Below are 18,591 nucleotides of genomic sequence, written 5' to 3' on the forward strand. Positions count from 1 at the left end.
TCCACAACGCCGGGCCTGGAGGCGACGAAGAAGGGCTGCCTGGTGGTGGAGGACGACGGCGTGACGACGACCCGCGAGGGCGTGTTCGCCGGCGGCGACGCGGTGACCGGCGCGGCCACTGTGATCCTCGCCATGGGCGCGGGCAAGAAGGCCGCCGAGCAGATTCACGCCTACATCGCCGGAAAATAAACCGATAACGACGCGGCCCGACACTGGCGGGCCGCGTTTTTTTCCAGTTGACACAGGAATTGACCCATGGTATGATAGGCCCAGCTTAGAACAAAGGGTGGTTTTTTTGTTAATTGAGTCTGTTCGGACGATGCACAACTAAATGTTGTACCGGGTCGGGAAAAGGGCGGAGTGACTCCGTCTGTTTTGCCGTACCCGCATCTGCCTGAACAGACTGCTGATACGGCCATTCCTGTGAGATACGGAGGGCGCGGCGGGTTTGTCCCGCCGCGTCTTTTTCTGTTTCATCGGAGCCGAATTGCGACAGTGCGCCCACGGGAGCAGTCTGTCCTCTCAGCCGGAGAGGGCAGGTGCGGCCGTGGGCGTTTTTGACTGTTTTTTTACTTGCAAGGAGGCATTGATCCCTATGAATCAGATTGAAATAACACTTGAATACAATCAAATCAAAGATATGCTCTGCGAATACGCCGTCTCCCCGGCGGCCAGGCGGGAGCTCGCGGCTCTGGAACCCAGCCTCAATGAGCGGGAGTGCCGGAGCAGACTGGCGGAGACCACCGAGGCCCGGCGGATTCTGGACGAATGCGGAAGCCCGCCCCTCTCCGCCATGACGGATATGGAGGAGGCGATCTCCCTCTGTGAAAAGGAGGGGATGCTTTCGGCGGAACAGCTGGAGCACATCGCCCGTTTTCTCAACGCCTGCCGGAAGCTGAAAAGCTATCTGAAAAAGACGGAGGCTGACCGGGGCGGCGTGGCGGGCTACGGACAGTCCATCTGGGAGCTGACCGAGCTGAAGGAGGAGATCGACCAGGCGGTGCAGGGCGGCCAGGTCCTCAGCAGCGCCAGTCCCGCCCTGCGGGACATCCGCCGGAAAATTGAACATCAGAGCGGCCAGATCAAGCGGAAGCTGGACGAGCTGCTGCGGGGGAAAAGGAGCTGCTTTTCCGAGAACGGCGTCTCCATCCGCAATGGCCGGTACGTCCTGCCGGTTCGGAAGGAGTACAAGCACCAGGTCTCCGGTTCGGTGGTGGACATCAGCGGCAGCGGCGCTACCTATTTCATTGAGCCCTCGGCTGTGTCCCGCCTTCAGGATGAGATCAACACCCTGAAAATCGAGGAGGACAACGAGATCCGCAAGGTCCTCTACACCCTTACCGCCCTGGTGGACGAGTGCATGGGGCAGATAAAAATCAATATGGAGGCCATGACCGCCCTGGACGTGGTCTTCGCCAAGGCGCGGCTCAGCGCCGGGATGGGGGCGGTGCCCGCCGAGCTCGAGGCGGGCCGGACCATTGAGATCCGAAAGGGACGGCATCCCCTGCTGCGGCGGGAGGAGTGCGTACCCCTGGACTTTACGCTGGGGGGGCGGACCAGAGGCGTGGTCATCACCGGCCCCAACACAGGCGGGAAGACAGTGGCGCTCAAGACGGTGGGACTGCTGTCCATGATGGCCCAGAGCGGGCTCCACGTCCCGGCGGAGGGGGCGAGATTCCCCCTGCGGGATCAGGTGCTCTGCGACATCGGGGACGGGCAGAGCATTACGGAAAACCTCTCCACCTTCTCCTCCCACATCACCAACGTCATTGATATCCTGTCCCGGGCAAGCCGGGACAGTCTGGTCCTGCTGGACGAGCTGGGCTCCGGCACCGATCCGGCGGAGGGGATGGGAATCGCCGTCGCTATTCTGGAGGAGCTGCGGCGGAAGGGCTGCCTCTTCGTCGCCACCACCCACTATCCCGAGGTGAAGGAGTACGCGGCCAAAGCTGCGGGGCTCCAGAACGCCCGGATGGCATTCGACCGGGAGAGCCTGAAGCCCCTGTACCGGCTGGAGCAGGGGGAAGCGGGTGAGAGCTGCGCGCTCTACATCGCCCGGCGGCTGGGCTTTCCGGAGGAGATGCTGGAGCGGGCCGCCCGGGCGGCTTACGGCGGCTGGGAGACAGAACAGCTGACGGAGGAGGTCTTCTTTGAAGACGAGCGCGCCGCCGCTCCGTCGCAGCTCCGGCGGGAGGCCCCGGTCCGGCAGCGGGAGGCGGCGGCGGACTACGCCATCGGAGACAGCGTGACGGTGGGCCCGGAGGGGAAGCTGGGACTGGTCTTCCGCGGCGCGGACGCAAAGGGGATGGTGGGCGTACAGATTCAGGGCGTGAAGAGCCTTGTCAACCACAAACGCCTGACATTAAAAACCCCCGCCAGTGAGCTCTATCCCCCGGATTACGACTTCTCCATTCTCTTCGACAGCGTGGAAAACCGCAAGGCCCGCCACCAGATGGAGCGGCGCTTTACGCCGGGGCTGACCATCCAAGTGGAGGAGCTGTAGGAGAAGAGGAGACGCGGAAAGGCCGGTACGGGCCGCAGGGCGGATGGGGGGCCTCCGCCCTGCCTGTGCGATTTCCATTTGCCGGGCGCAGCCTTGATTCCATGGAAGACCCAAAGGGCGCCCCGTCTTGATTGACGGGGCGCCCTTTGGGTCTTCCTATTACCAGTTAAAGAGACCGCCGGAGGTGCGGTTATCCAGGACCTCCATGGCGCCCAGGAGCATCTCGGCCGCGTCGCCGCGGGTGAGCTGGGCGGAGAGGCCCAGCGCGCCGGTGCTGTCGGTACGGAGTACGCCGCAGGTCTCCAGGTTGGCGGCGGACTGGACCGCCCAGACGGGGGCCAGCTCGGTGTCGGCATACATGGTCTCGGACACGTCGGAGATCTGGAGGGCGCGGTCCAGCAGGACGGTGGCCTCCGCGCGGGTGATGGTGTTCTCGCTGTTGAAGACGATGCGCCCGTCGGCGTCGGCCGCGCCCTGGATGACACCGGACTTGAGGGCGGAGGCCGCATAGGGCTTGGCCCAGGTGGGGATGGCCACATCGTCGGCAAAGCCGGTGGTGGTCACGTCGGAAAGGGCGTCCATCCCCACGGTCTTCATGGCCATGGCCACGAACTCACTGCGGCTGACGGGGGCGTCGGGATTGAAGAAATACTGGCCGCCCATGCACTCGCCCACGAAGATACCCTCCTCCGCCAGACGGATGGCGGCCTTGTAGGAGGGGACGCCCGCCATGTCGGCATAGGTGACCTTGGTGGAGGACTTGTCGATCTTGATTTTTACGGTGGCGGGGGCGGAGGTGTTGCCCACCGCGTCCACGGCCACGTAGGTGAAGGAGTCCTTGCCGGTCTTGTTCTCGTAGGGGGTGTACACGAACTCGTTGGAGCCGTCCTCGGGCATGGTTACGGCGCCCCGGGCGGGCTTCTGGACCAGCTGGAAGGTGAGAAGGTCGCCCTCAGGGTCGGTGGCTGCGAACTGGGCGGTGATGGCGACATTCTTGTAGGTGCACAGGTCCAGGTTCTCCGCAATGGGCGCGCTGTTCTCGGCAGCCAGCAGGTAGATGCCCACGCTGACGGACTCGCCGGAGGCGCCGTCGGCGAAGACGGGGGTGAAGGCGAAAGCGGTGCTGGCCACCGTGGGGACGGCCAGAGGCTGGAAGCGCAGGCCGGAGACCGCGCTCATGGCCACCACGTCACCCACAGCCAGATCCTGGCCGGCCAGAGTCAGCGCTCCGGCGTTCCGGTCGGGAAGCTGGGCGATGACGATGGAGTCCAGAGCGGCGCTGCCCGTGGTCACAAAGTCGTCGGCGGAGAAAGCGATGGCGGAAGTGCTCAGGCCGTTTTTGGAGAAAGCGGCGACGGTGGGAGCCGTCTCGTCCTTACTGCCGAAGAAGAGGGCGGAGGCGGGCAGGGTAAAGGTCAGTGCCAGGGCGGTCAGGACCACCAGGGGGAGGGAACGGCGCAGAAAATCACGGTGTTTCAAGAGAATAACCTCCTTAATTGGATGCCTGTCAATTGACGGGGAAATTGGATGTAAGCATAGTCTTTGCCAATGGAAAGAGATTATTCCTTTGAAAAAGACCGTGCGCACAATTTTGTGCGCACGGTCTCAGCAGCGCTTCTTTGACAGAAAGCCGCATGGCGGATGGGGTCGATGTCTTGGGAAAAGCTGCCCCATCCGCCATGAAAAGTGTCGTTTTCAGGCGCATGTCCCTGGGCGGCATTTTTGCGTGGGAATCCGCCCTTTTCGTGGAGGAACGGATTGCCGCGCCAGCATGTGTGCCGGCGCGGCAATGAATGCTTGACGAGTTGCGTCCATTTTGCAGCGGGCTCTTTTTTACAATTTGCTTCTGTCCCTGAGCCAGCTTGGCAGGGAGCGCATTTTGATGCTGGAGACGATGCCCATGGCGGCGAACATGGTGACGATGGAGGAGCCGCCGTAGCTGATGAAGGGGAGCGTCAGACCCACCACGGGGAAGATGTAGAGGCACATCCCCACGTTTACGGCAATTTGAATCAGGAGCATTCCGGCATACCCCATGGCAATCAGGGCGGATTGGGGGGAGCGGGCCTTCCGCGCCACCCATACGCAGCGCAGGATGATGCAGGAGAGGAGCAGGAGCAGGAGCGCGCAACCCACCAGGCCGAATTCCTCGCCGCAGACGGCGAAAATTTCGTCCGTCTCGCGGACGTATTTGGGCATGGAGTTGTAGCTCTGGGTCTGGACGCCCTTGAGGAAGCCCTGCCCGAAGAGGCCGCCGCTGCCGATATACAAAATGCTTCTGCTCTGCTGATAGCCGGTGCCCAGGGTCTGCTCCTGCAGAGTGTCCGGGTTGCCGATGAGATGGTCGATGACCACCGTGAAGCGGCGCATGCGGTAATCGCCGCTGACGTGGGGCCAGATGAGCACGACGGCCGCCACGGCGGCCACCAGGGCGAGGAGAAACCAGCGCTTCTTAATTCCGCCGGCCCAGGCGACGGTGACAAAAATGAAGAGATAGGTGAGGACCATGCCAAAGTCCCCCGAGGCCACCGCCACGATGCCGCACATGAACAGGGTGTGTCCGGCGGTCTGAAAGACGGAGAAGGGCTTGGAGAGGCCGCGCTCCTGGAGCTTGTGGAACTGCCAGGCCAGCAGGAGCACAAAGGTGAGCTTGACAATCTCAGCCGGCTGGAGATTGACGGGAAAGCCGGGGATGTGAATCCAGCTCTGGTTGCCGTTTGTCCCCTCGACGCGCAGCGGCGTGAGGGTGAGCAGTACGAAGACGACGTTGAAGACGAGCAGGAGCTTCCAGGACTTCTCGGTGATGAGCTCAATGTCCACCGCGGAAAAGAAGATATAGACCAGGACGCCCAGGAGGATGGCGGCCGCCTGGACCAGGACCTTTCGGTTGTTGTCGCCCAAATAGCGCGTGGCGCTGAAAATAAGCACCAGGCCATAGCCCGACGCGGCGACGCACAGGCCCAGGAGGAGCAGGTCGCCTTTTTGAAAGAACTCGCGGACAGAATCGCGCAGCCAGGACAATGGGCCGCCTCCTTTCTGGGAGAAACGTGAGACACACAGCGTGAGAGAGCCGGACAGACCGTACGGCAAAAGCGGAGGAAACTCCAACCAGTGTATTCTACCATCTTTTGCGGCGAGCGTAAACATTTTTTGCGCGCTCTTAAGACTTATGTTATAATGTCTACCTGATTGAGTGCCAGAGGTGTAATATGGAGTATATTTCAAGCAGCGTAAAAGAGACCGAGGACGTGGGCGCCGGGCTGGCTCAGCGGCTGGCGCCCGGCGCGGTGGTGGCCTTCACCGGGGACCTTGGGGCGGGGAAGACCGCCTTTGTCCGGGGTATGGCCCGGGGATTGGGCGTCGCCGACCGGGTGACCAGCCCCACCTTTACCATTGTCAACGAATACGGAGACGGGCGGCTGCCCCTCTTCCATTTCGATATGTACCGCCTGGGCGGGTCCGACGAGCTCTTCGACATCGGCTGGGAGGATTATCTGGCCCGGGGCGGAATTTGCGCCGTGGAGTGGAGCGAGATTGTCGACGACGCGCTGGACGCGGACTGCATCCGGGTGGATATCCGCCGGGGAGCGGACGACAGCCAGCGGGTCATTACCATAGAGGAGGGGAAGCGGGGATGAAAATACTGGCTTTGGAGTCCTCCGCGGTGGCCTGCTCGGCGGCCCTGTGCGAGGATGAGACGCTGGTGGCCCAGGCCTTTCAGAACAACGGCCTCACTCACAGCCGGACCCTCATGCCCATGTGCGGGGACCTGCTGAAAAACTGCGGCGCGGTCCCGGCGGACGTGGACGTGGTGGCCGTGGCGGCGGGGCCGGGCTCCTTCACGGGGCTGCGCATCGGCGTGGCTGCGGCCAAGGGGCTGGCGTGGTCGCTCGGCAAGCCCTGCGCCGGGGTGTCCACCCTGGAGTCCATGGCCTGGACGGCGGCGCACATGGATATGGAGATCTGCCCTGTGATGGACGCCCGCCGCGGCCAGGTCTACAATGCACGGTTCCTCGGCGTGGACGGCGCGCCCGTCCGGCTGACGGAGGACCGGGCCATCAGCCTGGACGACCTGGGGGCGGAGCTAAAAAATGCCGGAAAACCGCAAATTTTAGTTGGAGACGGAGCGGCATTGTGTTATAATACCTTAAAAGAACGGGGGCTGGACCTGCGCCTTGCGCCGGAGCACCTCCGTTTTCAGAGCGCCTGGGGTGTGGCGCGATGCGCCCTGGAGCAAGCCCGCGCGGGCGCGCTGACCGATGCGGACGGCCTGGTTCCCAGCTACCACCGCCTCTCCCAGGCGGAGCGGGAACGGCTGGAAAAAGAAAAGAATAAAGGGGAATAAAACCATGGATAAGGTACACGTTCTGGACCACCCTCTGCTTCAGCATAAGCTCTGCATCCTGCGGGATGAGAATACCGGCGTAAAGGACTTCCGCGAGGTCGTCTCCGAGATTGCCACCCTTATGTGCTATGAGGCCACACGGGATCTGCCCCTGGAGGACGTGGAGATTAAGACGCCTGTGGCGACCGCCAAGTTCAAGGCCCTTACGGGCAAGAAGCTGGCCATTGTCCCCGTCCTGCGCGCCGGCCTGGGCATGGTGGACGGCATCCTGACCCTGGTCCCCTCCGCCAAGGTGGGACATATCGGCCTCTACCGGGACCCCCAGACCCTGGAGCCCGTGGAGTACTACTGCAAGATGCCCAACGATATCGCCGACCGCGACGTCATTATCCTGGATCCCATGCTGGCCACCGGCGGCTCCGCCTCCGCGGCCATCCAGTTCATCAAGAACTACGGTGTAAAACACATCAAGCTGATGAATATCATTGCCGCGCCCGAGGGGATTGAGCGCGTGCACAAGGACCATCCCGACGTGGACATCTACTGCGCCGCTGTGGACGAGAAGCTCAACGACCATGGCTACATCGTCCCGGGCCTGGGCGATGCGGGTGATCGGATTTTCGGCACGAAGTAGGCGTTTCAGGCGCATTGTCCAGGTGCGCGCCATTGGGCGCGCACAAGCGATTTCCCCTGGTAAAAATCTTGATGCCGGACGGATTGAATCCGTCCGCGCAGAATTCCACCGTCCGCAGACGACGGAATAAAATAAGAATCCGTCATTTCCGGGGACATACGCCTGAGAGATGACACTCCTCGTGACGGATGGGGCGACTTTTTCCCAGGAAATTGAGCTCCAGCCGTCATGCGGCCTTCTTTAGACAGGCTGAAAACTCCGGACGAAAAACGTCCGGAGTTTTTTGTTCAACTCCAGAACGCGATTTTGCCCCTTTCCCGCGCCCATACGGCGCCGGAAAGGGGCGTTTCCTCCGGTCACCTGGGCGGCAGAACACCTGTTTGCTGAGCGCATAAATGTCATTTCTGCGGGGGGGCGGGGCTTCAGGGGAGCGCAGTGAGACGGGCGGTAATTGCGCGAAAGCGGTTGAGTATTTTCCTGGAAGGTGCTATAATATTCTCCAACTGCGTAAACTGGAACAGAGTGAGCCCTGAGAGGAGCTTTTTGATTTGAAAATTGTGGTTTTAGCCGGGGGACTGTCCCCGGAGCGGAATGTATCCCTGTCCACGGGCACCATGGTGGCGGAGGCCCTGCAGAGCCTGGGGCATCAGACTGCGCTGGTGGATATGTACTTCGGCGTGGAGTCCGCCGGGCCGGAGCTGGCCGGGCTGTTTGGCGCGCCCGTCGACCGGGCCGGCAGGAAGGTCAGCCGCCAGGCCCCCGATTTGCAGGAGGTCCGCAGCAGCCGGAAGGGAACCAGCCCCAGCCTCTTCGGTCCCGGCGTGCTGGAGCTGTGCGCCATGGCGGACCTGGTCTTTCTGGCGCTCCACGGCTCCTGCGGAGAGGACGGCAGGGTGCAGGCGGCCTTTGACTTGATGGGCATTCCCTACACGGGCGCGGGCTATCTGGGCAGCGCCATCGCCATGGACAAGGACATGACCAAGCGGCTGGTGGAGGATGTGGTGAACACCCCCGGCTGGAAGACCGTAAGTTACACCGCCGCCGACATCGACGGCCTGGTCGCCACCGCACGGCTGCCCCTGGTGGTGAAGCCGGTGGCCAGCGGCTCCTCCATCGGGGTATCCATCGCCCGCACGGCGGAGGAGCTGCGCAAGGCGCTGACGGCCGGATTGGCCCTGGGCGGGCGGACGGTGCTGGAGCAGTATGTCAGTGGGCGGGAGCTCCAGGTGGCGATTCTGGAGGACCGGGCCCTGCCCTCCATTGAGATTATCCCCAAGCAGGGTTTTTACGACTACGAAAACAAATACCAGCCCGGCGCGGCGACGGAGGTCTGCCCGGCGGAAATTCCCCCAGAGGCGGAGGCCAGACTCCGGGAGGCCGCCGTCCAGGTTTATGAGACTCTGGGCCTGTCCGTCTACTCCAGGGCCGACTTCATTCTGGACGCGGACGGAGAGCCCTGGTTTTTGGAGATTAACACTCTGCCCGGCATGACCCCCACCAGCCTGGTTCCCCAGGAGGCCGCCGCCGTGGGCATCGGCTACGAGGAGCTCTGTCAGCGCATCGTGGAGGCCTCGCTGAAGGCGCGGAGAGAGGGCCGGTAAGGCCGCCTGAATATTCAGCGAGCAGGGCGGGGCTTTTGCGCCCCGACTGCCGCCGAGATAAAAATTCGACGCAAGGAGAATTTTATGGAACCGATGACCATACGGGAGATTCTGACCGCAGTCAATGGCCGCATTCTGAACGATTTTACCGACCTGGACCTGGAGCTTGGCCGGGTGGAGACCGACAGCCGGACCATTCACGAGGGCTCTCTCTTTATCCCGCTGTCCGGCGAGCGCTTCGACGGCCACGCCTACATTGCCAGCGCCCTGGAGGGCGGCGCCGCCGCCTGCTTTACCCAGCGCGAACGGGAGAGCTATCTGCCCGGTAAATGCTATATCAAGGTGGAGCACACCCAGCGGGCCCTGCGGGAGCTGGCGAAGTACTATAAAAAGAAATTTGAGATCCCCGTGGTGGCCGTCACCGGAAGCGTGGGGAAAACCACCACCAAGGACATGGTGGCCGCGGTCCTGGGGGAGCGCTACAAGGTCCTCAAGACCGAGGGGAACCTGAATACCGACATCGGCACCTGCATCACCCTCTTCCGGCTCACCCGGGAGCACGAGATCGCGGTGCTGGAGATGGGTATGAACCACCCCGGCGAGATTGAGGTCATGTCCGCCATCGCGGAGCCGGACGTCTGCCTCATCACCAATATCGGCGACTCCCATATCGAGCACCTGGGCTCCCGGGAGAATATCCTTAAGGCCAAGTGCGAGATCTTCAGCCATGCAAAGCCGTACTGCACCGCCGTCCTCAACGGGGACGACGAGCTGCTGCGCACCCTGGCGGACACGCTGGACGGGAGCCGGGCCGGTCATATCCTGTGGGTGGGCGGCAGGCCCGGCCTGGACTACACCGCCGACCATCTCGTCAGCGACGGAAAGAGCAATCTACACTGTGAAGTGATTACACCTCACATGACTTGCGAAGTGGACATCCCGGCGCTGGGCAGCCATATGATCTACCCCACACTGATGGCGGCGGCCGCTGCGGAGCGGTTCGGCGTGAGCGCGGAGGAGTTCCGGCGGGGCGTGCTCCACTTCGCCCCCACCAAGATGCGCATGAACATCCTCCAGCGGGAGGAGGACATCACCATTCTCAACGACACCTATAACGCCAACCCCCAGTCCATGCGGGCTGCGGTGGAGGTGCTCTCCAAGTCCCACGGGGAGCGGAAGGTGGCCGTGCTGGGCGATATGTTTGAGCTGGGAGCCCTGGCCCCCGCCCTCCATGCGGGCATCGGGTCCTATCTGGGGAAGGCGGGGGTGGACACGCTGGTGGCCGTGGGCGAGCTGGCGAAGAACATCTACGACGCCGCCAGGGACGCCATGGTGCCCGAGGTCCACTACTGCGCCACAAAAGAAGAGGCCCTGCCCGTCCTGGCGCAGGTGGTGAAACCACACACGACCATTTTGGTCAAGGCCTCCCGCGGGATGGCGTTTGAGGAATTGGTGGAGTATCTGAAGGGGCTGACGAAAGAGGCGTAGACGGCGGGCCTGCGCGTCCCTCTACCCGAAGAGCTTGGCCAGGTTCTCCTGGAACGGCGGATAGACCACGCCCTTCTCCGTGACGATTCCGGTCAGCAGGGTGTGTGGGGTGACGTCGAAGGCTGGATTGTAGGTTCCCACCTCCAGCGGCGCGGTCTGTACGCCGAAGACATGGGTTATCTCACTGCCCGGGCGCTCCTCAATGGGGATGCCGCCGCCGTCGGGGATGCTGAGGTCGATGGTGGAGGACGGCAGCGCCGTGTAGAAGGGAATGCCGTGGTGGTGGGCGTTGACCGCCACCGAGTAGGTGCCGATCTTATTGGCGAAGTCCCCGTTGGCCGCCATGCGGTCACAGCCCAGGATGACCATATCGATTTTACCCCGGGCCATCAGGAAGGCCGCCATATTGTCTGCAATCAGCGTGGCCGGAATGCCGTCGCGGACCAGCTCGTAGGCGGTGAGCCGGGCGCCCTGGAGAAGCGGCCGGGTCTCATCGGCGTAAACCATATCGACTTTACCCTGTGCAAAGGCAGAGCGAATGACACCCAGTACCGTCCCGTAGCCGCCGGTGGCGAGGCTGCCGGCATTGCAGTGGGTCAGAACGCGGGCGTGCTCCGGCACCACAGCCGCGCCGTGGGCGCCGATGGCGTGGTTCATCTCCACATCCTCCGCGTGAATGGCCCGGGCCTGCGCAATCAGGGCCGGAACGGCGTCAGGGGAGTTTCCGTGGGCGCTGAGGCAGCGCTCCATCCGGTCCAGGGCCCAGAAGAGGTTGACCGCTGTGGGGCGGCTGGCGGCCAGGACGCCCTTTGCCAGGGCCATATTGGACTGAAAGGCGGCGGGGGAGAGGCTGCGGTATTCCATGGCGGCGAGGCAGTAGCCGTAGGCGGCGGACACGCCGATGGCGGGCGCGCCGCGGACCACCATGGCTGCGATGGCCCCGGCCACAGCCCGGTAATCGGAGAATTCCAGCCAGACTTCCTCCACGGGCAGCTTGGTCTGATCAAGCAGGTAAAGGGAATTGGCTTTCCATTGAATGGCTTCCATAGCGGAGCCTCCGTTCTATTCGTTTGTGAACCATATGATACCATAATGTGCATCGGGAGTAAATAAGAGAGATGATAGATATATCGGTCTCGAACCTCTCCAAGGAGTTCGAGGTAGGCAATAAAATACTGGACGGCCTCTCCTTTCAGGTGGATCAGGGGGAGCGGGTGGGCCTGCTGGGAAAGAACGGCGCGGGGAAGACCACGGTCTTTAAAATCCTCACCGGCGAGCTGGACCACGACGACGGCGAGGTCATGGTGGCCCCGGACAAAACCCTGGGGCTGATCTCCCAGATCCCGGTCTATCCCCCCGCCTATACGGTGGAAGACGTACTGAACACGGCGTTTCGCGGACTCAAGGCCATCGAGTCGGAGATGGAGGACCTGAGCTGCCGCATGGAATTGGACGGCGCGCCCGCCCTGCTCAAGCGGTACGGTGAGCTGGCGGCCTCCTTTGAGGCGCGGGGCGGCTACGATACGGCCACGGCCCTGAACAAGGTCTGCAACGGCCTGGAGATTCCACGGGAGATGCGTGAGCAGCTCTTCTCCGCCCTCTCGGGCGGAGAAAAGACCCGGGTAAACCTGGCCCGGCTCATTCTGGAGGATACGGACATCCTCCTTCTGGACGAGCCCACCAACCATCTGGATCTCCACGCCACCGAATGGCTGGAGGAGTATCTGTCCCGCTATAAAGGAACCGTCCTTGCCATCTCCCATGACCGCTGGTTTCTGGACAAGGTGGTCAGGCGGGTCATTGAGATAGAGAACGGCAGGGCCGAGTTCTACCAGGGCAATTATAGCTTCTACGTGGTGGAGAAGGAGCGCCGCTACGAGGAGAAGCTCAAGCAGTATGAGAAGGAGCAGGCCAAGATTGACCAGCTCCAGGAGGCTGCGGACAAGCTGCACCTGTGGGCGTTCATGGGGGCGGACAAGCTTCACAAGCGGGCCTTCTCCATGGAAAAGCGGATTGAGCGCCTGCGCACCACCGACCGGCCCACCAAGGAGCGCCGCATGGACATCAAGTTCGGGGAGCGGGAGTTTCGAGGGGACGAGGTCATGGTCGTCAAGGGACTGGGCAAGTCCTTTGAGGGCCGCACCCTCTTCTCGGACGTGAATCTGCTGGTGGAGGGGGGCGAGCGTATCGCCCTGCTGGGCGACAACGGCACCGGCAAGTCCACCCTGATTAAGATGATCATGGGGGAGGAGGAGCCCACGGCGGGTAAAATCCGCATGGGGCCCACGGTAAAAATCGGCTATCTGCCCCAGATCATTCACTTTGACCACCCGGAGCGCAATCTGGTGGACACCATGATTTACGACCTTGACTGCTCCACCCAGACCGCCCGCAACCGCCTGGCGGCCTTTAAATTCCAGGGGGAGGACGTGTTCAAGAGCGTCTCCGCCCTCTCCGGCGGCGAGCAGAGCCGGCTGCGGCTGTGCATGCTCATGGACGAGAAGATCAACCTCCTGATTCTGGACGAGCCGACCAACCACCTGGATGTGGCCAGCCGGGAATGGATTGAGGAGGCGGTGGAGACCTACGAGGGAAATCTGCTCTTCGTCTCCCACGACCGCTACTTTATCAACCGCTTTGCCACCCGCATCTGGATGCTGGAGGACGGGCACATCACCGACTTTGACGGCACCTATGAGGAATACCAGGACGCCAGGGAGCGGAAGGCCGCTGCAGGGCGCGACGACTCCGGCGCGCCGGCCTCCGCCGCCAGGCAGGTCAAAAAGGAAAAGCCCAAGCGCCCCGGCGGCACCAAGGAGCTGGAGAAGCAGGTGAACGTGGCCGAGCGCGAGGTCTCCAAGGCCGAGGAGAAAATGTTTGAGCTGGAGCAGGAGATTGAGGCGGCCGCCAGCAACTATCTGAGACTCCAGGAGCTCTACGAGCAGCGCACCGCGCTGGAGTATGAGATTGCCACGCTCTATACCAGGTGGGAGAAGCTGGCCGCCGAGCTGGAGGAAGTCCAGGGATGAGGCGGCAAAGGCGAAGCCGCCGCGGCTACAGCGGGAAAAAGCCCACCATCGCCCCCTTTCTCCTGGCGGCCGTACTGGCGGCGGCCGCGCTGCTGATAGAACTCTTCGTCAACGCGGGCATCCGCTTCATCGCTCTGCCGCTGCTGGCGCTGGCGGTGGTCTGCGCCGTCTACGGGCTCTCCCTGCGGTGTGAGCCGGGGCTGGGCAGGGCCGTGCGGATCGTGTTGGTGGCCGTGCTGGCTGCGTCCCTGGTGTTTTTCGCCGTACTGGAGGGCGTCATTATCGCCGGAAGCAGGACGGAGCTGAAGGGCGAACCCCAGGTGGTGGTGGTGCTGGGCGCCCAGGTGAAGCAGAGCGGGCCTGCCGCCCTGCTGCGGGACCGGCTGGAAACCGCCGCAGAATATCTGAAGGAGCATCCGGAGCTTCCGGTGGTGGTCTCCGGCGGACAGGGGCGGGACGAACCCACCACTGAGGCCCTGGCGATGCGGGACTACCTGGCCGCCCGGGGCATTGAGGCGGAGCGGATCTGGATGGAGGACGAATCCCACAACACCAGCGAAAATCTGCTGAATACCCGGGCGCTGCTGGAGGGGAAGGGGTATGAAATGGATGACACCCACCTGCTGGTGGTGTCCAACGGCTTCCACCTCACCCGGGTGCGGATGCTGGCGGAGCGCTATGGGCTGGAGATCTCCACCCTGGCGGCCCCGGCCACCGACCTGCCGGCCAAGGTCTCCAGCTACGTGCGGGAGCTCCCGGCGGTGGTCAAATCCTTCCTGTTCGACTGAGACGGGAAATACCCGCACGGGATGGGACAGAATACAAAAAAGATATTGTGAGGAATACCTATGCTTGACAAGCTCAAAAGCCTGGAGCTTCACTATCAGGACCTGGAGGCGCGTCTCAATGCCCCCGAGACCTACGGAGACCCGGCTTTGGTGGCAAAGCTGAATAAGGAACAGAAGGAGCTCTCGCCGGTGGTGGAGGCATACCGCCTTTACATCCGCCGGCAGGGGGACCTGGCGGACGCCCAGGCGCTGATGTCCGACCCGGATATGAAGGAGCTGGCCCAGGAGGAGTACGCCCAGGCCAAGGAGGACATCGAGCGCCTGGAGCATGAGATTAAGATTCTTCTCCTGCCCTGCGACCCCAACGACAGTAAAAACGTCATCGTGGAGATTCGGGCCGGGGTGGGCGGCGAGGAGGCCGCCCTCTTCGCCAACTCCCTGATGCGGATGTACTCCATGTACGCGGACGCGAAGCGCTGGAAGGTGGAGGTGGCCAACCTCAACGAGACGGAGCTGGGCGGTGTAAAGGAAGTATCCTTTATTGTTGAGGGAGACGGGGCCTACAGCCGTCTTAAGTTCGAGAGCGGCGTGCACCGGGTCCAGCGGGTGCCCGAGACCGAGTCGGGCGGACGAATTCACACCTCCACCGTGACGGTGGCGGTCCTTCCCGAGGTGGAGGACGTGGATGTGGAGGTCAATCCGGCGGACATCGAGATGCAGGTCTTCCGCTCCTCCGGGGCGGGCGGACAGCACGTAAACAAGACCTCCTCCGCCGTGCGGCTCATCCACAAGCCCTCGGGCCTGGTGGTTGAGTGCCAGCAGGAGCGCAGCCAGTTTCAAAACAGGGACCGGGCCATGCAGATTCTCCGCTCCCGGCTCTATGAGATGGAGCAGGAGCGGGTCTCCAGCGAGCTGACGGAGGAGCGCCGCAGCCAGGTTGGCACCGGGATGCGCAACGAGCGCATCCGCACCTACAATTTTCCCCAGGGGCGGCTCACCGACCACCGGATAGGATTAACGCTTTACAGGCTGGACGCTGTGATGAACGGCGACCTGGACGAGATTATTGACGGCCTGGTCACGGCTGACCAGGCGGAACGGCTCAAGCAAAACGGGGAGGGGCGCTGACCCCGCCCGGCAACACGCAATCGAAAAGGAGAACAGAGCGATGGAGATGTATGTCCGTTACCATAACCTGCCCGAGGGGGTCACCCCCGACACGCTGAAGCTGGAGCTTGCCAATCTTCTGGAGGAGGACGGCTGGCTGACCGGCTCCGGAGAGGGGTACGTGGAGCTGGAGCTGGAGGACGAGCTGACCAATCCCAAGCACGGCATCCTGGCAGTGAAGCACTATCTGCAGAGCGCGGGCTACCCCCGCGACACCATGATCGAGCTGTCCGGCGTGGCCGTGGGCATATACGAGTAAGCATTGCAGTCAAAAAGCCGGCGGGTAAAATAACAGGAGGAACTGACGATGAAAAAAGCGACCAGCATCTTGACTCTGATTTCCGGTGTGGTCCTCTTTGCGGCGGGACTTCTCGGCCTGCTCCAGTCCTGCATGGAGCGGCCCGAGGACTGGAAGTAATACGATTCTGAGCTTTCGAGGCGAGTGACTTTGACGACAAAACGACTGGCCGGCCGGGATACGTTGCAGGCCGCGGACATTCTGCGCCGGGGCGGACTGCTGGGCATTCCCACGGAGACGGTCTACGGCCTGGGCGCCAACGGTCTGGACCCGGCGGCGGTGGGCCGCATCTTTGAGGCCAAGGGCCGCCCACAGGACAACCCCCTGATTCTGCACATCCCCACCGCAGACTGGCTGGAGCGGTACTGCGCGGATGTCCCGGCAGCGGCCTACGCGCTGGCGGAGCGGTTCTGGCCCGGGCCGCTGACCATCATCCTGAAGCGGAGGGAACACGTGCCCGACGCGGTGACCGCGGGGTTGGACACGGTGGGGATGCGCTGCCCGGCCCATCCGCTGTGCCGGGAAATCATCGCGGCCGCCGGTCTGCCGGTGGCCGCCCCCTCGGGCAACACCTCCGGCAGGCCCAGCCCCACCACGGCGGCGCATATGCTGGAGGATATGGACGGAAAGATTGACGGCATTGTGGACGGCGGACCCTGCACAGTGGGGGTGGAGTCCACGATTGTCGATCTGACGGCGGACCCGCCCAGGCTCCTGCGGCCCGGCGGCGTGACGCTGGAGGAGCTGCGGAGCGTACTGGGGGAGGTGGCCGTGGACAAGGCGGTCACCGGCCTGTTGTCGGCGGGCGAGCAGCCCCGGGCCCCCGGTATGAAGTACCGCCACTACGCGCCCAAGGCCCCGGTGACGGTGGTCAGGGGGGACCCTGAAAAGGGCGCCGCGTACATTCTGGCCCATATCCGGCCGGGAAGCGGGGTTATCTGCTTCGACGAGTACGCGCCGCGCTTTGCGGGGCATCCCGTGGAGCTTCTGGGTCCCGCGGGCGACAAGGCGGAGCAGGCCCGGCACGTCTTCGACGCGCTGCGCTTTTTCGACGGCACCGGGGTGGAGGAGATCTGGGCCCAGTGCCCCGACGACGCCGGAATCGGGCTGGCCGTCTCCAACCGCCTGAACAAGGCGGCGGGATTTCATATCATAGACATAGAATAGGAGAACTGAGCTGATTCAGCAAATAAAACCATGAAATTAGAGTGTATTCATCAAGTGGCCGTCGTCCGCGAGCCGGGCGTCCTGATTGAGGACGCCCAGTCGGCCCTGGACCTTCTGGCCGCAGTACGGTACGAGACCGGCTGCAGCGCGATGATTCTGCCCAGGGAGGCGCTGTGCGGGGACTTTTTCCGCCTGCCCACCGGCCTTGCGGGGGAGATTCTGCAAAAGTTCGTCAATTACGGCATGGCGCTGGCTGTGGTGGGGGATTTCTCGGCCTTCACGAGCAAGAACCTCCGCGACTTCTTCTACGAGAGCAACCGGGGGAAAACCGTGTGCTTTCTGCCCACCGAGGCAGAGGCCCTGGAGCGGCTGGGCGCGGAGCGGTGAGGGGAGATGGACGCTGTGGAGCCCCGGGAGAGGAAGCAATTTATGTACGACGCGCTGAATGCGCTGGGCATCCCCTATGAGGTGACGGAGCATCCGGCGGCCTTTACGGTGGAGGAGATTGACGGGCTGAACCTTCCCCACGGGGAACTGATTGCCAAAAACCTCTTTCTCAGGGACGACAAGGGCCGCCGACACTTCCTTCTCGTCCTGCGGAAAGAGAAGCGGGCGGATTTAAAGGCCGTCGCCGCCGCAATGGGGCTGGGGCGGCTGGGGTTTGCCTCGGAGGAGCGGCTGGAGCGCTTTCTGGGGCTCAAAAAGGGCTCCGTATCGCCGCTGGGCGTGCTCAACGACGGGGCGCGATGCGTGGAGGTCCTGCTGGACGCAGATTTGCAGGAGCTGCCCGGCATTATGGTGCACCCCAACGACAATACCGCCTCCGTGCTTTTGCGGGTAGAGGACCTGGCGCGGCTGATACGGGCCCATGGCAGCCGCGTGACATGGATTACCATATAAGGCGGGGGTGCAGATAATGAAAATCATCGGCATCACGGGTCCCACCGGGGCGGGAAAGACCACGGCGCTGGGCGCCCTCAGCGGGTTGGGCGGTTATCTTATCGACTGCGACGCGGTCTATCACCGCCTGCTGGACTGCAGCGCACCCATGTGTTCGGAGTTGACGGCGCGTTTCGGTTGGAGTATTCTGGATGCGGAGGGAAGGCTGGACCGTAAACGGCTGGGAGAGATTGTCTTTCACGACGCCGGGGCCCTGTCCGACCTGAACGCCATCACCCACCGCTACGTGGGTGAAGAGGTGGATCGGCTGCTGGCCTCCGCCCGGGCGGAGGGGCGGACCGCCGCCGCCATTGACGCCATCGCCCTCATTGAGAGCGGGCTGAGTGAAAAATGTGGTGTGGTGGTGGGCATCCTGGCCCCCGCCGAGGTGCGCGTGCGCCGGATTATGGCGCGGGAGGGCATAGCCGAAGCGTATGCCCGCGCCCGGGTGGAGGCGCAGAAAGAAGAGAGCTATTTCCGGGCACACTGTACCTATATCCTTGAAAACGGCGCGGACGATACGCCCGAGACCTTCCGGGCCAGGGCGAAGAAGCTGTTTTCACAGATTCTTGAGAATGGGGTGCAGCCGTCTGCCCCCGGTCACAGACAGCAAGCAACATAAAGGAGGAATC

17 protein-coding genes and 1 pseudogene are annotated in these 18,591 nt (G+C 63.0%); 15 read left to right on the forward strand and 3 right to left on the reverse strand.

What is annotated here, in order from left to right; all coding sequences use genetic code 11:
- Positions 1-189 (forward strand): annotated as a pseudogene (locus H8S62_RS12470) (dihydropyrimidine dehydrogenase); the annotation flags it as partial.
- Positions 190-595: 406 nt separating this feature from the next.
- Positions 596-2,503 carry an endonuclease MutS2 gene (locus H8S62_RS12475; RefSeq protein WP_155151516.1) on the forward strand — a complete coding sequence of 636 codons (1,908 nt, stop codon included), beginning with the start codon at positions 596-598 and terminating at the stop codon, positions 2,501-2,503.
- Positions 2,504-2,662: 159 nt separating this feature from the next.
- Here the strand turns inward: H8S62_RS12475 and H8S62_RS12480 are convergent, their stop codons facing one another.
- Positions 2,663-3,982, reverse strand: coding sequence for an Ig-like domain-containing protein (locus tag H8S62_RS12480; RefSeq protein ID WP_155151519.1), 1,320 nt, complete (start codon positions 3,980-3,982; stop codon positions 2,663-2,665).
- Positions 3,983-4,336: 354 nt separating this feature from the next.
- A complete protein-coding gene (locus H8S62_RS12485) occupies positions 4,337-5,524 on the reverse strand; it encodes an FtsW/RodA/SpoVE family cell cycle protein (protein WP_186919634.1) in 1,188 nt (395 codons plus the stop codon).
- Positions 5,525-5,712: 188 nt separating this feature from the next.
- On the opposite strand from H8S62_RS12485, the gene tsaE reads away from it, so the two are divergent.
- The 5 genes from tsaE (at position 5,713) to H8S62_RS12510 (ending at position 10,571) form a co-directional block, all read left to right on the forward strand.
- Complete coding sequence (gene tsaE / locus H8S62_RS12490) at positions 5,713-6,141, forward strand: tRNA (adenosine(37)-N6)-threonylcarbamoyltransferase complex ATPase subunit type 1 TsaE (protein WP_155151524.1); 429 nt, start codon at positions 5,713-5,715, stop codon at positions 6,139-6,141.
- Positions 6,138-6,848 carry a tRNA (adenosine(37)-N6)-threonylcarbamoyltransferase complex dimerization subunit type 1 TsaB gene (gene tsaB / locus H8S62_RS12495; RefSeq protein WP_186919636.1) on the forward strand — a complete coding sequence of 237 codons (711 nt, stop codon included), beginning with the start codon at positions 6,138-6,140 and terminating at the stop codon, positions 6,846-6,848. Before tsaE ends, tsaB begins: the two co-directional genes overlap by 4 nt.
- A gap of 4 nt (positions 6,849-6,852) precedes the next feature.
- Positions 6,853-7,482, forward strand: a complete 630-nt coding sequence (gene upp, locus H8S62_RS12500) for a uracil phosphoribosyltransferase (RefSeq protein ID WP_155151530.1) — start codon at positions 6,853-6,855, stop codon at positions 7,480-7,482.
- A 557-nt stretch (positions 7,483-8,039) separates the two neighbouring features.
- Entirely contained in the window at positions 8,040-9,083 is a 1,044-nt protein-coding gene (locus H8S62_RS12505; RefSeq protein WP_341481062.1) for a D-alanine--D-alanine ligase family protein, read from the forward strand.
- 84 nt (positions 9,084-9,167) lie between these two features.
- A complete protein-coding gene (locus tag H8S62_RS12510; RefSeq protein ID WP_186919639.1) occupies positions 9,168-10,571 on the forward strand; it encodes a UDP-N-acetylmuramoyl-tripeptide--D-alanyl-D-alanine ligase in 1,404 nt (467 codons plus the stop codon).
- Between the two features lie 21 nt (positions 10,572-10,592).
- Here H8S62_RS12510 and mtnA read toward each other — a convergent pair whose 3' ends face one another.
- Positions 10,593-11,618, reverse strand: coding sequence for an S-methyl-5-thioribose-1-phosphate isomerase (gene mtnA / locus H8S62_RS12515; protein WP_186919641.1), 1,026 nt, complete (start codon positions 11,616-11,618; stop codon positions 10,593-10,595).
- A 71-nt stretch (positions 11,619-11,689) separates the two neighbouring features.
- On the opposite strand from mtnA, the gene abc-f reads away from it, so the two are divergent.
- The 8 genes from abc-f to coaE all read left to right on the forward strand — a co-directional run bounded on the left by abc-f (position 11,690) and on the right by coaE (position 18,581).
- Positions 11,690-13,600, forward strand: coding sequence for a ribosomal protection-like ABC-F family protein (abc-f, locus tag H8S62_RS12520; protein WP_186919643.1), 1,911 nt, complete (start codon positions 11,690-11,692; stop codon positions 13,598-13,600).
- Positions 13,597-14,388 carry a YdcF family protein gene (locus tag H8S62_RS12525; protein WP_186919645.1) on the forward strand — a complete coding sequence of 264 codons (792 nt, stop codon included), beginning with the start codon at positions 13,597-13,599 and terminating at the stop codon, positions 14,386-14,388. Before abc-f ends, H8S62_RS12525 begins: the two co-directional genes overlap by 4 nt.
- A gap of 60 nt (positions 14,389-14,448) precedes the next feature.
- Complete coding sequence (gene prfA / locus H8S62_RS12530; RefSeq protein WP_155151547.1) at positions 14,449-15,516, forward strand: peptide chain release factor 1; 1,068 nt, start codon at positions 14,449-14,451, stop codon at positions 15,514-15,516.
- Between the two features lie 40 nt (positions 15,517-15,556).
- Positions 15,557-15,814 carry a hypothetical protein gene (locus tag H8S62_RS12535; protein ID WP_155151550.1) on the forward strand — a complete coding sequence of 86 codons (258 nt, stop codon included), beginning with the start codon at positions 15,557-15,559 and terminating at the stop codon, positions 15,812-15,814.
- 189 nt (positions 15,815-16,003) lie between these two features.
- On the forward strand, positions 16,004-17,020 hold the full coding sequence (locus tag H8S62_RS12540; protein WP_186919647.1) for an L-threonylcarbamoyladenylate synthase: 1,017 nt from the start codon (positions 16,004-16,006) through the stop codon (positions 17,018-17,020).
- Positions 17,021-17,050: 30 nt separating this feature from the next.
- Positions 17,051-17,407, forward strand: a complete 357-nt coding sequence (locus H8S62_RS12545) for a DUF4180 domain-containing protein (RefSeq protein WP_155151557.1) — start codon at positions 17,051-17,053, stop codon at positions 17,405-17,407.
- Positions 17,408-17,449: 42 nt separating this feature from the next.
- Positions 17,450-17,920 (forward strand): prolyl-tRNA synthetase associated domain-containing protein, encoded by a 471-nt coding sequence (locus tag H8S62_RS12550; protein ID WP_243255672.1) that lies wholly within the window; start codon positions 17,450-17,452, stop codon positions 17,918-17,920.
- Between the two features lie 16 nt (positions 17,921-17,936).
- Positions 17,937-18,581, forward strand: a complete 645-nt coding sequence (coaE, locus tag H8S62_RS12555; RefSeq protein WP_186919650.1) for a dephospho-CoA kinase — start codon at positions 17,937-17,939, stop codon at positions 18,579-18,581.
- Positions 18,582-18,591: the final 10 nt, after the last annotated feature.

The sequence above is a fragment of the Lawsonibacter faecis genome (assembly GCF_014287675.1).
Lineage (GTDB): Bacteria > Bacillota > Clostridia > Oscillospirales > Oscillospiraceae > Pseudoflavonifractor > Pseudoflavonifractor faecis.

What these genes read in the sequence shown, in the direction of transcription:
- mtnA (WP_186919641.1), bottom strand. Translation starts at nt 11,618, where the DNA reads ATGGAAGCCATTCAATGGAAAGCCAATTCCCTTTACCTGCTTGATCAG.
- H8S62_RS12475 (WP_155151516.1), top strand. Translation starts at nt 596, where the DNA reads ATGAATCAGATTGAAATAACACTTGAATACAATCAAATCAAAGATATG.
- prfA (WP_155151547.1), top strand. Translation starts at nt 14,449, where the DNA reads ATGCTTGACAAGCTCAAAAGCCTGGAGCTTCACTATCAGGACCTGGAG.
- upp (WP_155151530.1), top strand. Translation starts at nt 6,853, where the DNA reads ATGGATAAGGTACACGTTCTGGACCACCCTCTGCTTCAGCATAAGCTC.
- tsaE (WP_155151524.1), top strand. Translation starts at nt 5,713, where the DNA reads ATGGAGTATATTTCAAGCAGCGTAAAAGAGACCGAGGACGTGGGCGCC.
- H8S62_RS12545 (WP_155151557.1), top strand. Translation starts at nt 17,051, where the DNA reads ATGAAATTAGAGTGTATTCATCAAGTGGCCGTCGTCCGCGAGCCGGGC.
- H8S62_RS12525 (WP_186919645.1), top strand. Translation starts at nt 13,597, where the DNA reads ATGAGGCGGCAAAGGCGAAGCCGCCGCGGCTACAGCGGGAAAAAGCCC.
- H8S62_RS12510 (WP_186919639.1), top strand. Translation starts at nt 9,168, where the DNA reads ATGGAACCGATGACCATACGGGAGATTCTGACCGCAGTCAATGGCCGC.
- tsaB (WP_186919636.1), top strand. Translation starts at nt 6,138, where the DNA reads ATGAAAATACTGGCTTTGGAGTCCTCCGCGGTGGCCTGCTCGGCGGCC.
- abc-f (WP_186919643.1), top strand. Translation starts at nt 11,690, where the DNA reads ATGATAGATATATCGGTCTCGAACCTCTCCAAGGAGTTCGAGGTAGGC.
- coaE (WP_186919650.1), top strand. Translation starts at nt 17,937, where the DNA reads ATGAAAATCATCGGCATCACGGGTCCCACCGGGGCGGGAAAGACCACG.
- H8S62_RS12550 (WP_243255672.1), top strand. Translation starts at nt 17,450, where the DNA reads ATGTACGACGCGCTGAATGCGCTGGGCATCCCCTATGAGGTGACGGAG.
- H8S62_RS12535 (WP_155151550.1), top strand. Translation starts at nt 15,557, where the DNA reads ATGGAGATGTATGTCCGTTACCATAACCTGCCCGAGGGGGTCACCCCC.